Origin of the sequence: Aestuariimicrobium kwangyangense DSM 21549, from assembly GCF_000421525.1 — a bacterium.
In the GTDB taxonomy this organism is placed as follows: Bacteria; Actinomycetota; Actinomycetes; order Propionibacteriales; family Propionibacteriaceae; genus Aestuariimicrobium; species Aestuariimicrobium kwangyangense.
The window spans coordinates 305,936-318,013 of sequence record NZ_ATXE01000003.1; the positions used below are offsets into that span (position 1 = coordinate 305,936).

The following is a 12,078-nucleotide window of genomic DNA, read 5'->3' on the forward strand; positions in this document are numbered from 1 at the left end:
CCGTGCCACTGGACAATGACGCCCTCAATCACCTGGCCGAGCACTTCGGCATCGCGACGGAGTTCTGGGACTGGAAGGGTCGCCACACCCAGATCTCGGAATCGGCGGTCGTGACGATCCTCGGCGCCCTCGGCATCGATGCGTCCACCCCTGAAACCGCGGCTGCGGCCGTCGACGAGATCAGGATCCGACGGTGGCGACGAGCCCTGCCAGCCTGCGTCGTGATGGAACAGGGCCAGGTGCGCACCATCGACGTGCACGTGCCGGGTGGGTCGCCTGCCGGGGTGAGCGTGCGCACCGAGGACGGACGGCTGATCCCTCTGGGGCAGACCGTCAACGACGAGGCGGATCGCGACATCGAGGGTGTCTGGACGGGGGAGGCCAGTTTCGTGCTGCCCGCAGACCTCCCGCTCGGCTACCACCGGCTGGTGCTGTTCAACGAGGGGCGCGAACAGGAGTCGTCGCTGATCGTGACCCCCACCTTCGTCGGGTTCCCCCGCAGCCTGGGGGACCGCCGAGTCTGGGGCTACGCCACGCAGCTGTACAGCGTCCGGTCGTCGCGGTCCTGGGGAGTGGGCGACCTGATCGACCTGACCGACCTGAGCACCTGGGCGCGCACCCAGACCTACGCCGACTACATCTTGGTGAACCCGCTGCACGCAGCCCAGCCGGTGGCCCCGATGGAGCCCTCGCCGTACCTGCCGTCCAGCCGCACCTACGTCAATCCCCTGTACCTGCGGCCGGAGGCGATTCCCGAGTTCGCCGGTGTCGACGACTCCACCCGCGACCGGATCGAGCGATTGCGGTCGAAGTTGTGGGACGACCTCGCCGGTGCCGTGCAGATCAAGCGGAACGAGGCGATGGCGGCCAAGCTCGAGGCGCTCGAGATCCTCTACCAGGTGGGGTTGCCGCCCGCCCGGCAGATGGCCTTCGAGGGGTTCCTGCGGCGGGAGGGACGATCCCTACGCGACTTCGCCGTCTGGTCGGCCCTCTACGAGGTGCACGGGCCCGACTGGCGGCAGTGGCCGGAGGAGTTGCGGCGTCCCACCTCTCCCGAGGTCGCCGAGTTCGCCCGTGAGCATGCCGATCGGGTGCGCTTCTTCGAATGGCTGCAGTGGAACTGCGACCACCAGGTCTCCTTGGCCCAGCAGGCCGCCAAGGACGCCGGGATGGCGCTGGGACTGATCCAGGACCTGGCCGTCGGAGTGAGCGGCGCCGGTGCCGACACCTGGCGGCTCGCTGACGTCTTCGCCCAAGGGGTGACCGTGGGCGCCCCGCCCGACCAGTTCAACCAGTCAGGGCAGGACTGGGGGCAGCCGCCGTGGCGGCCCGACCGGTTGGCCGACCTCGCCTACGCCCCCTTCCGCGAACTGGTGGCGGGAGTGCTGCGGCATGCCGGTGGGGTGCGGATCGACCACATCATCGGGCTGTTCCGACTGTGGTGGGTGCCGGCGGGTGGATCACCCCAGGACGGTGCATACGTGCGTTACGACCACGAGGCCCTGATCGGGATCCTGGCGCTGGAGGCCTACCGCGCCGGGGCGCTGGTGATCGGGGAGGACCTCGGGACCGTCGAACCGTGGGTGCGTGACTACCTGTCGAGGCGGGGACTGCTCGGCACCTCGGTGCTCTGGTTCGAGAACCTCCCCGACGGCTCCCCACTGCCGGCCGAGAACTGGCGGGAGTACTGCATGGCCTCGGTGACCACCCACGACCTGCCGCCGACCACCGGTTACCTCGCCGGCGACCACGTGCGCCTGCGCCACGACCTGGGCCTGCTGACCGAGACCGTGGAGGAGGAACTGGCCCACAACGAGGAGGAGCAGCGTCGACTGCTCACCCATCTGCATGACCTGGGTCTGATCGTGCCCGAGGAGGGCGTCGACGAGGTGGAGTCGACCGTGCTGGGCATGCACCGGTTCCTGCTCCGCACCCCTGCCCGGGTGCTCAACGTGGCTCTCACCGACGCGGTCGGTGATCGGCTCACCCAGAACCAGCCGGGAACCATCGACGAGTACCCGAACTGGCGGGTGCCACTGTCGGGGCCCGACGGCGAACCGATGCTGCTCGAGGACGTCTACTGCTCCGAGCGCGCCATGCGGCTGTCGGCCGTGATGAACGGCTTCCAGACCGTGCCCGCACCCTGGGGACCCCGCTGACCGGCCGTGCACCGGGGGAGTACAGCCCCTGGCAGCGGACGATCGCCGGCGCCGGCCTGCTCGACACGGGCGGCGGCGTCCGGCAGACCGTCTTCGCTGAGATGTCGGCGCTGGCGGCACGCACCGGCGCGCTGAACCTCGGTCAGGGGTTCCCGGACGAGCCCGGGCCCGCCCAGGTGCTCGAGGCGGCCCATCGGGCCATGGCCGACGGCGTGAACCAGTACCCGCCAGGACCCGGGCAGGCGGGGCTGAGGGCAGCGATCGCCGACCACCAGCGCCACTGGTACGGCCTCGACCTCGATCCCGAGACCCAGGTGGTGGTCACCGCCGGCGCCACCGAGGCCCTCGCGGCTGCGCTGCTCGCGCTGGTCGAACCGGGGGATGAGGTGGTCTGCCTCTCACCCACCTACGACGCCTACTCGGCCGTGGTCGCACTTGCAGGTGGCGTACTCGTGCCGGTACGGATGCGCTTCCCCCACTGGCAACCCGACCCGGACGACCTGCGCCGAGCCGTCAACGACCGCACCCGGGTGATCCTCGTGAATTCCCCCCACAACCCCACCGGCGCCGTCCTGGGTAGCGCGGTGCTCGAGCTGGTGGTCGAACTCTCCCATCGTCACGACGCGACCATCGTCACCGACGAGGTCTATGAGCACCTCGTGCACGAAGGACGACATGTGCCCGTGGCCACGCTCCCGGGCGGGTCCGAGAGGACGCTGTCGATCTCCTCGGCTGGCAAGACCTTCTCCGTCACGGGGTGGAAGGTGGGCTGGGCCAGCGGGCCGGCACACCTGGTGACGGCCGTCCTCTCCGTGAAGCAGTACCTCAGCTATTCAGGCGGGGCGCCCTTCCAGCCCGCCGTGGCCGTGGGCCTCGCCCTGCCGGACGAGGTCTTCGCCGGCTTGGCGCGAACCCTCACCGGCAAGCGTGACCGGCTGTGTGCGGCCCTGCTGTCGGCCGGGTTCGACGTGTCGGTGTCCGAGGCGGGCTACTTCACCGTGGTCGACGTCGCCCGCCTGGGGTGGCGCGACGCGGAGGAGTTCTGTCACCGACTCCCCGAACTGGCCGGGGTGGTGGCGGTGCCGGTGTCGGCGTTCGTCCAGCCCGAACACCGCAGCGAGGTGGCCAGCCTGGTGAGGTTCGCCTTCTGCAAGTCGGACGAGGTGCTCGACGAGGCCGGCCGCCGGCTGGCTGCTCTTGGTTGCGGCAGCGGTGCGCTCAAAGGGTTCCGTCTAGGGATGCGGGACGGTTCGACAACCGGCGGTGGCGTGGATTGACTGGTGGGGTGTCCGGCGTTCGCAACCCCATGATCTCGACCCTGCTGCACCTGCGTGGGAACAGCCGAGCGGCTGTCTACTCAGAGCCCATGTGGGGTCTGTCGATGATGTTGGTGCTGCCCTACGCCTCGGTGTTCATGCTTGCCCTGGGCGTCCACGACACCCAGATCGGCCTGCTGGCCACCATCTCGATGCTCTCGCAGATGGTGTTCGGGTTGCTCAGCGGCGTGATCACCGACAAGCTCGGCCGACGCCTGACCACGGCGGTCTTCGACATCGTCTCGTGGGCGATCCCGTGCCTGATCTGGGCGTTCGCGCAGAACTTCTGGTGGTTCCTGGTCGCCTCCGTCGTCAACGGCGTCTGGCAGGTGACGCAGAACTCCTGGGACTGCCTGCTGGTGGAGGACCTCGACCGCAGGCAGATCCCGCGGGTGTACTCGCTGGTGAAGGTGGCTGCCGAGTTCTCCTCGCTGTTCGCCCCGATCGCCGCCCTGTTGGTGTCGAACCTGGGGCTGGAACTGGCGGTGCGCATCCTCTACCTCAACGCCTTAGTCATCATGTCGGTCAAGATCTGGCTGTTGTGGCGGTTCACCACCGAGACCGACACGGGCCGGCTGCGCATGGCCCAGACGCGCGGCACCAGCATCTGGACCTCGCTGTGGGAGTACCGCGGGGTGGCGCGGTTGATCGTCCGTTCGAGGGGGACGATCTTCTCGCTCGTGATCGCGGTGCTCGTGGCCGCCGTCAGCCTCGTCAACGGCACGTTCTGGCAGGTCGCGATCAACCAGCGACTGGGGGTCAGCGACGCGCTGCTGCCGTTCTTCCCCATGGTGCGCTCGCTGTTGTCGGTGCTCTTCTTCTTCACCCTGATCCCGCGGCTCACCCACGGCAAGCACCTGAGGGTGCCCACGATGCTGGGGTTCGGGGTCTATCTCGCCGGCCAGGCGCTGTTGGTCACCATCCCGGCGGCCCCGGGCGGCGCGTCGCTGTCGACCTTCGCGTTGCTGGGGGTGTGCCTGCTGCTGGACGCGTTCGGAGCCGGGATGTTGTTCATGCTGGCCGAGTCCCTGGTGGCCCTGCACGTCGACCGCACCGAGCGCTCCCGGGTGATGGCGATCCAGCGCACGGCGGTGATGCTGGTGACCGCGCCGTTCGGGTGGCTCAGCGGGTGGCTGTCGAGCCACGACCGCAGCTGGCCCTTCATGCTCACCTCGGTGCTGCTGCTGGCGGGGCTGGTGGTGGCGGCCCGGTTCTGGGTCACCACCCATGAGGAGGCCGACGAGGTCACGGCCGCCGCCTGAGCAGCTCAGCCCCGTCGTGTTCGACGACCGGGCCATTGCCTGACCGGGCCAGGATTGCCACATGCCCGGGCGCGGGTGGGTGCAGGTCGACGAACGAGGGCGCGACCAGCCCTGACTTGAACCGCGCCTCGCGCCTCACCCAGTCCTCCACGTCGACCTCCCCATCGACGTCGACCCGGCCGTCCCCGCCGGCTCCTCGCTGGCCGCCGGTTCTCCGTTGCACGTCAATGCCGATCGGTTCGAGGCACAGGGCGACGACAGTCAGGAGCCCTGAGTGTGAGACCGATGCCTGCCACGGCTGCCCGACCAGCACCGGACGACCGTGCTGCCGTCCGCACTCCTCGCAGGTGCGGTCGACCTCGACGAGGTCGGGTGCGAGCCCGCTCAGCCCGGCGATCGCGTGGCGCAGCAGGGCCGCTCCGAGCATCACCCGTGCCCGGTCGGCGGGCGGTGCGATGCGTTCGAGCCTGGCCCGCTCCGGTTCGTCCAGCACGTCGAGTTGTTCGATCGAGGCCAGCGTCAGCGGAGTCCACCAGACGTGGGTGGTGGTGTCTCGGGGTGGCGATGCTGGGGGCAGGGGAGTGTCCATGTGGGCGATGACGGGGATTAGGTAAGCACAGGCTACCCTAATTGCCGTGAAGCTCCTGCTGGACGACCCGGCTGCCATCCTGCCCGGCTCATGGGTGGCCGGTGACCGGGTGGTCACCGGCGCCGAACTCGGCCGTCTTGTCTCGGAGCGGGCGCGACTGCTGCCCGACTCGCTCGATGGCCGCTGTCTGGTGCATGTGCGGATGGAGCGAACCCTCGATGCCATCATCGGTTACCTCGCCGTGCTTGAGGCGGGCCACGTGGCGTTGGTGCTGGGCCCCGGGCAGCCCGGACAGGCGGCCAGGACCGAGCAGGTGGTGGCCACCTACCCGGCCGACCTCGACCTGGTCCCGGGGGGCTTCGACTGGGTGGGGGATCCTCGAGGACCCCGGCACCTGCTGCACCCCGACCTCACGGTGCTGCTGAGCACCTCGGGCAGTACCGGGTCCCCCAAACTGGTCAGGCTCTCCCGCGAGAACCTGCGCGCCAATGCCCGGGGCATCGTCGCGGCCCTGGGGCTGACAGCGGACGACCGGGGGATCACCTCGCTTCCCCTGCACTACTGCTATGGGCTGTCGGTGCTGCACGCCCACCTCGTGGCCGGGGCCTCGTTGGTGATCGACGACGGGTCGCCGGTCGAGCCCGAGTTCTGGTCGACGGTGCGTGAACGTGGTGTCACGAACGTGGCGCTGGTGCCGCACTCAGCCCAGTGGCTGGCGGACTCAGCGCTGTTGGACTCCGGCTTCCCCGATCTTCGGATGCTCACCCAGGCCGGGGGTCGACTCCCGGCCCGCAGCATCAGCCAGTTGGCGGCGGCAGCTTCGTCGACGGGTTGCGAGGTGCGGGTGATGTACGGCCAGACCGAGTCGACCGCCCGCATCACCATCGGACCACCGGGGTGCGCCGAGCGTCATCCCGACAGTGTCGGACGAGCCGTCCCCGGCACCGGACTGCGGCTGGACCTCTCGGTGCCGGAGGCCGACGGCCCAGGAGTGGGCGAACTGGTGGTGACGGGGCCGAGCGTGATGTTGGGCTACGCCGAACATGCCGACGACCTGGCATTGGGCAGGATGCAGCACGAACTCCGCACCGGCGACCTGGCCACCATCGATGACCACGGTTTCGTGCGCATCGTGGGACGACGCCGCAACTTCGCCAAGCTGATGGGGCTGCGCGTCGACCTCGATCGCCTCGAACAGCTGTTGGGCGAGCAGGGCCACGAGGTCGTGGTCACCGGTGATGACACCGGTCTGCGGATCGCCGTGAACCCCGCGGTGCACGACGACCCCGGACGTGCCAGCCGGGTCCGTCGCGACGCCGCCGCGGCCAGCGGGGTCGGGCCGGCCGTCATCGACGTGGCCGTGATGCCGATGCCCCTGCTCGACAACGGCAAGGTCGACCGGATCGCCGCCGACGCCTTGGTTCGCGCCGCCACCCTCGACAGCTGTCGTGAGACGCGTCGGTCCGTGGACTCCGGCGGTGAGGCCGTCACCGTCACCGACGTCGCCGGCGTGCTGGCCTCCGTGTTGGCGGTGGACTCCCTGGATCCCGACCGGTCGTTCGTCGAGCAGGGCGGCGACTCCCTGACCCACGTGGCTGCGACGACCCGTCTCGGTGCCCTGGTCGGCGATCTGCCGTCGGACTGGCACCATCGTCCCCTCCGTGAACTCGCCGCCCCCGAGCACCGGACCTCGCACCGGGTCGAGACCAATGTGGTGTTGCGCGCCCTGACCGTCCTGATGATCTGCTTCTCCCACACGCGGGTGATCGACGCAGCCGGGGGTGCCCACGTCCTGCTCGCCATCGCTGGCTGGAACGCGGCACGGTTCGGATTGTCCTTGGAGGGCGCGCGCCAGCGTCTCCAGGCAACCCTGCGCTCCGTGGTGGGGGTGTGGCTGCCCACGGCCGCCGCCGCTATCGTCGGGATGGTGGCCTCCGACCGCTATGGCTGGGCCAATGTCTTCCTGCTGAACTGGCTGTTCGGAGGCCTCGACGACACCCGGGTGGAACTGTGGTTCGTCGATTCGCTGGTGGCCTGTCTGGTCGTGATGACGGTGCTCTGCGCCGTGCCGCCCATCGCGCGCGCTCGTCGCGCCGACCCATGGCGGGTGCATGTGGTGATCGCCGCCTTGGCGCTGGTGCCCCGGTTCGTCGCCCATGCCATCTCTGATGCTCCGGTGGGAGGGGTGCCGCACACGGTGTTCTTCATCTTCGCGGTCGGGGCGGCGATCTCCCACGCCGCGACGGTACAGCGACGGCTGGTGAGCCTGACGGTGCTGGCGGTGGGGATCGTCACGTACTTCCCCGACCCGCAGCGCAACCTGACCATCCTGGCCGGGGTGTGCCTGCTGGCCTTCGTGCGCGACGTGCCTGTTCCCCGTCGCCTGGTCTCGACGGTCGTGGTGATCGCGTCGGCCTCGCTCTACATCTACGTCTTCCAGTTCCAGATCTTCCAACTCGTCCCGCGGTGGGAGCCGGGGGTCGTGCCGGGGATCGCTCGCTCGCTCGCTGCCGTGGTCGGTGGCTGTCTGCTGTGGTGGCTGGCCGATCCCTTCGTGACGCGCCTGAGGTCACTCGTCCGATTGGACGGATCGCCGTCCACCGCCAGGGATCGCTGACCCGCTCGACGGCTCACCACCGTGGCGATCAGTCGGTCGCCGGTGGACCGGGTTCCACCCGGAACCGACGCAACCGCAGTGACGGGTTCGTCGTCCGGACCTCGCGCAGGCGTTCACGATCCAACCAGGCCAGGGCCACCCCCCGCGGCTCCTCTCCCACCGAGGCGAGCTGGACACCCATCGGATCGACCACCATCGAGTGCCCCACCCCCACCTTCGGTGGATGGTCGGCGGCGGCCAACCAGACGGTGTTCTCGATGGCGCGTGCCTTGATCAGTGAGTCCCAGTGGGACTCCTTCAACGGGCCGCGCACCCACTCGGCCGGCATCAGCACCACCTCCGCGCCCGCGTCGACCAGCCATCGCGTGACCTCCGGGAAGCGCAGGTCGTAGCAGGTCTGCAGCCCCACCCGGAAGCCCGACACCTCGAACAGTTGAGGGTCGCGCAGGTCACCCGCCTCGACCCAGTCCGACTCGCGTCCCCCGAACGCGTCGTACAGGTGCAGCTTGCGGTAGGTGGCCACCACCCCGGCGTCGGGCGCGACCGCCACCACTTGGTTGCTCACCTTGCCGGGTTCGGACGAGACCCCGGCCATCCCCGCCACGAGGTGCACACCCAGATCGTCCGCGATCCGACCGAGCCCGGCGACGAAGGGACCCGACTCCGGTTCGGCATGATCCAGCCAGGCGGGGCCGAGCTCTGGTACGAACCAACTCGAGTACTCGGGGAAGACCACCAGTCCTGCGCCACGCTCGGCCGCCAACCGGGCCAGTCCCTCGATCTCGGCGAGGTTCCGCGCCCGGTCATCGGTGGGGGCGAACTGGGCCGCCGCGACACCCAGCACGGGATCAGTGCGCCGTGTGGGTGTCGACGCCAGCAGCCGAGAGTTGGTCGGCCAGCTCGTCGTCGCGTTCGGGGTGCACCGAGGCGGTCAGGTCGACCAGCACCCGGGTGCGGAACCCGACCGCGGCGGCATCGACGGCGGTCGCCTTGACGCAGTAGTCGAAGGCCAGCCCGCAGACGTCGACCTCACTGACGTCGTGGCGGCGCAGGAAGGGCTCGAGGGCCTCGCCCTCGGGCTCCCCACCGATCGTGCCCTCGAAGCCCGAGTAGGCAGCCGCATGGGAGCCCTTGTCGAACACGGCCGCGAACTCGCGGGAGTCGAGGTCGGGGTGCAGTCGCTGCCCCGGGGTGCCCACCACGCAGTGCGGGGGCCACGAGTCGACGTAGTCGGGATGGTCGGAGAAGTGAGCGCCGGGGTCGATGTGGTGGTCGCGGGTGGCCACCACCAGGTCGTAGCCGTGCTCGGAGTCGAGCAGGTCGGCGATCTTGTCGGCAACCGCGTTGCCGCCGACGACGGGCAGCGCGCCCCCCTCGCAGAAGTCCGGTTGTACGTCGACGACGATCAGGGCACGCGCGTTCATGTCAGGCCTTCTGGTAGGGGTTGAGGGTGAGGTCTCCGTCTTCGTCGAGCATCAGCGTGGGGATGGCCGGCTCGCCCTTCGAGATACGCAGGGCGGAGCGGGGCAGTTCGTCCCGTGCCGCCTGGTGTCGCTCACGGGCAGCGTTGATCGGTTCGTGACCCACGATCTCGCCGTCACGCACCAACTCCACCAGCAGCGGACGATCGTTGCCGTCGTCGCCGGGCGCGGCGCCGATGCCGACCACCTCCGCCTCGGCGTGACCGTGTTCGTCGCGTCGGCGCAGGGCGTACTTGCGTCCCCCGACCGAAACCTTGTTCGTCGACTTCTTGGCCACGGGTTGCAGCGGGGCACCCGGTTCGTTCGAGTCGGCCCGGGCCACAAGCTTGTACACGAACCCGCAGGTGGGGTGGCCCGACCCGGTCACCACCGAGGTGCCGACCCCGAACCCGTCCACGGGCGACCCACGCAGAGCCGCGATCTGCCACTCGTCCAGGTCGGAGGTCACGATGATCCGGGTGTCCTCGGCGCCCAGGTCGTCGAGCAGGTCGCGCACCTCACGGGCAGCGATGGCCAGGTCTCCGGAGTCGAGGCGCACGGCACCCAGTCGTCCGTGCGTCAGCTCGACCCCCGAGCGGACGGCCCGCTCCACGTCGTAGGTGTCGACCAGCAGCGTCGTCTGCTCACCCAGGGCGGCGAGTTGGGAGCGGAACGCGTCGTCCTCGGAGTCGTGCAGCAGGGTGAACGAGTGCGCGGCGGTTCCGGCCGTGGGCACCCCCCAACTGCGCCCCGCCTCGAGGTTGGAGCTCGACGCGAACCCGGCGATCCAGGCGGCCCGGGCGGCCGCGACGGCGCTCCACTCCTGGGTGCGGCGCGATCCCATCTCGATCACCGGACGGCCCTCTGCCATGGCGGTCATCCTGCTGGCGGCCGAGGCGATCGCGGAGTCGTGGTTGTAGATCGACAGGAACAGCGTCTCGAGGATGCACGCCTCCGCGAAGGTGCCCTCGACCACGAGCAGCGGGGAGCCCGGGAAGTACACCTCGCCCTCGCCGTAGCCCCAGATGTTCCCGCTGAACCGGAACGTCGAGAGCCACTGGGCGAGGTCGTCGTTGACGACCCCGGTACGCACGAGGAAGTCGACGGTCTCCTCATCGAAGCGGAATTCCTCCAGGGCCCTCAGCGCGCGTCCCACACCGGCGACCACCCCGTAGCGGCGTCCCTCGGGCAGGCGCCGCCCGAACAGTTCGAAGACGCTGTGGCGGGAGGCCGAGCCGTCCCCCATCGCAGCCCGCACCATGGTGAGCTCGTAATGGTCGGTCAGGAGCGCCGTCGTCATGCCCGTCAGCTTATGGGTGCCACCCTGCCCGCCGCCCGGTTTGCGGGGTCAGGTGGTCGTCGTCGGACATACTGGAGCCATGTCTGTTCCTGTCACGCCAGCGGGCGGCACTGCGACCGTCGAGCAGACCAGCACCTCGGCCGAGGTCGCCCCCGGCTGGGTCACCCTCGTGTGGGACGACCCGGTGAACCTGATGAGTTACGTCACCTACGTCTTCACCACCTACTTCAACTACAGCCTCGACAAGGCCGAGGAACTGATGCTGATGGTGCACAACGAGGGCAAGGCGGTGGTCAGCCATGGCACCCGCGAGGAGATGGAACGCGATGTCGCGGCGATGCACGGCTTCGGGCTGTGGGCCACCGTGGACCGGTCGTGACCATGGGACGTTTCAGCCGCCGCGGCGTGCAGACCGTGTTGACGCTCGACGGTCTCGAGCAGGAGTTGTTGCCCAACCTGGTGCAGCAACTGCTCGACGTTCTCGAGCACGACCAACAGACCGCCGCAGCCACCCGACGGAGGGACTCGCCCGACGCGTCGGTGCCCGACGCCAGGTCGGCGGGGCCCGACGACGACCCCTTCCACGTGTGGGAGGCCAGCTTCTCGGAGTCGGAGACCATCGAGGACGAGGACTTCGACGACCCCGACCCGATCACGGCGCGACTGTTCCCGAGCGCCTACTCCGATGACCCGGAGGCGGCCTACGACTTCCGCCGGTTCACCCAGGCTGACGAGCGCCGCCAGAAGGTGGCCGAGTGCCGGTTGGTGCTCGAGGATCTCGACCACCTGTCGTCCCGCGGACGGGTGCAGATCCCTGCCGATCACCTGCAGGCCTGGCTGCGCACGTTGAACAACCTCAGGCTGGTGCTGTCGGTGCTGCTGGGGATCACCGACGAGGTGTCAGCAGACGAGGCCGCGCAACTGCCGGACGACGACCCGCGGGCCGTGGTGCACCAGTACTACGGCTGGTTGGGGTGGATGCTCGAGTCGTTGCTCGAGACGTTGGCCGAGCCCGCCTGAGGCTCGCTGACCGGGGGGCCACCCGACCCGGGCACCAGTTAAGGCAGGGTTGCCTGACGAAATTGGCGACCCGCCCAGGGACCCCAGGTGAGGCATACCTAAGCTCGTTGCCGTGACCACGTCCGCTGCCTGCTCCGTGCTCGAGGCTCCCCTGAACATCGCCCTCACCCTCGTCGAGGCCCAGGGCAGTCCGGGGCTGCTGCGCCGGCTCGCAGCGCTGGGGATCCGTCGTGGCCACCGACTCGAAGTGGTGCTCGCCACCGCCGGTGGTGGACGAGTGGTCTCGCTGGGCGACTCCAGGCTGGCACTGGGACGAGACCTGGCCGCGGCCCTGATGGTCCAGCCCAGATGAGGC

General features: G+C 69.5%; 11 protein-coding genes. 7 read left to right on the plus strand and 4 right to left on the minus strand.

Going from position 1 to position 12,078, the window contains the following annotated elements:
• The first annotated feature begins 2 nt into the window (after nucleotides 1-2).
• The 3 genes from malQ to H507_RS0111400 all read left to right on the plus strand — a co-directional run bounded on the left by malQ (nucleotide 3) and on the right by H507_RS0111400 (nucleotide 4,737).
• Nucleotides 3-2,159: a 4-alpha-glucanotransferase gene (gene malQ, locus H507_RS0111390; RefSeq protein WP_022910840.1), complete on the plus strand. Its 2,157-nt coding sequence runs from the start codon at nucleotides 3-5 to the stop codon at nucleotides 2,157-2,159.
• Between the two features lie 101 nt (nucleotides 2,160-2,260).
• Nucleotides 2,261-3,436: an aminotransferase class I/II-fold pyridoxal phosphate-dependent enzyme gene (locus H507_RS16410; RefSeq protein ID WP_022910841.1), complete on the plus strand. Its 1,176-nt coding sequence runs from the start codon at nucleotides 2,261-2,263 to the stop codon at nucleotides 3,434-3,436.
• A gap of 8 nt (nucleotides 3,437-3,444) precedes the next feature.
• The gene (locus tag H507_RS0111400) at nucleotides 3,445-4,737 is read left to right on the plus strand and encodes an MFS transporter (RefSeq protein ID WP_022910842.1); all 1,293 of its coding nucleotides are present in this window, start codon (nucleotides 3,445-3,447) and stop codon (nucleotides 4,735-4,737) included.
• Here H507_RS0111400 and H507_RS17430 read toward each other — a convergent pair.
• Nucleotides 4,721-5,326, minus strand: a complete 606-nt coding sequence (locus H507_RS17430) for a 4'-phosphopantetheinyl transferase family protein (protein WP_022910843.1) — start codon at nucleotides 5,324-5,326, stop codon at nucleotides 4,721-4,723. The genes H507_RS0111400 and H507_RS17430 overlap by 17 nt on opposite strands.
• A gap of 46 nt (nucleotides 5,327-5,372) precedes the next feature.
• On the opposite strand from H507_RS17430, the gene H507_RS16420 reads away from it, so the two are divergent.
• Nucleotides 5,373-7,943: an AMP-binding protein gene (locus tag H507_RS16420; RefSeq protein ID WP_022910844.1), complete on the plus strand. Its 2,571-nt coding sequence runs from the start codon at nucleotides 5,373-5,375 to the stop codon at nucleotides 7,941-7,943.
• Between the two features lie 28 nt (nucleotides 7,944-7,971).
• Here H507_RS16420 and H507_RS0111415 read toward each other — a convergent pair whose 3' ends face one another.
• Genes H507_RS0111415 through H507_RS0111425 form a run of 3 tightly spaced genes read right to left on the minus strand, consistent with a single transcriptional unit; the run spans nucleotide 7,972 to nucleotide 10,703 of the window.
• On the minus strand, nucleotides 7,972-8,787 hold the full coding sequence (locus H507_RS0111415) for a carbon-nitrogen hydrolase family protein (protein WP_022910845.1): 816 nt from the start codon (nucleotides 8,785-8,787) through the stop codon (nucleotides 7,972-7,974).
• Between the two features lie 4 nt (nucleotides 8,788-8,791).
• Nucleotides 8,792-9,367 carry an isochorismatase family protein gene (locus tag H507_RS0111420; protein ID WP_022910846.1) on the minus strand — a complete coding sequence of 192 codons (576 nt, stop codon included), beginning with the start codon at nucleotides 9,365-9,367 and terminating at the stop codon, nucleotides 8,792-8,794.
• Nucleotide 9,368: 1 nt separating this feature from the next.
• The gene (locus tag H507_RS0111425) at nucleotides 9,369-10,703 is read right to left on the minus strand and encodes a nicotinate phosphoribosyltransferase (protein WP_022910847.1); all 1,335 of its coding nucleotides are present in this window, start codon (nucleotides 10,701-10,703) and stop codon (nucleotides 9,369-9,371) included.
• A 79-nt stretch (nucleotides 10,704-10,782) separates the two neighbouring features.
• On the opposite strand from H507_RS0111425, the gene clpS reads away from it, so the two are divergent.
• From clpS to H507_RS0111440, 3 genes are all read left to right on the plus strand, one after another.
• Complete coding sequence (gene clpS, locus H507_RS0111430) at nucleotides 10,783-11,082, plus strand: ATP-dependent Clp protease adapter ClpS (protein WP_022910848.1); 300 nt, start codon at nucleotides 10,783-10,785, stop codon at nucleotides 11,080-11,082.
• 2 nt (nucleotides 11,083-11,084) lie between these two features.
• A complete protein-coding gene (locus H507_RS17435) occupies nucleotides 11,085-11,723 on the plus strand; it encodes a DUF2017 family protein (protein WP_245558916.1) in 639 nt (212 codons plus the stop codon).
• A 112-nt stretch (nucleotides 11,724-11,835) separates the two neighbouring features.
• Nucleotides 11,836-12,075 carry a FeoA family protein gene (locus tag H507_RS0111440; protein WP_022910850.1) on the plus strand — a complete coding sequence of 80 codons (240 nt, stop codon included), beginning with the start codon at nucleotides 11,836-11,838 and terminating at the stop codon, nucleotides 12,073-12,075.
• Nucleotides 12,076-12,078 lie beyond the last annotated feature (3 nt).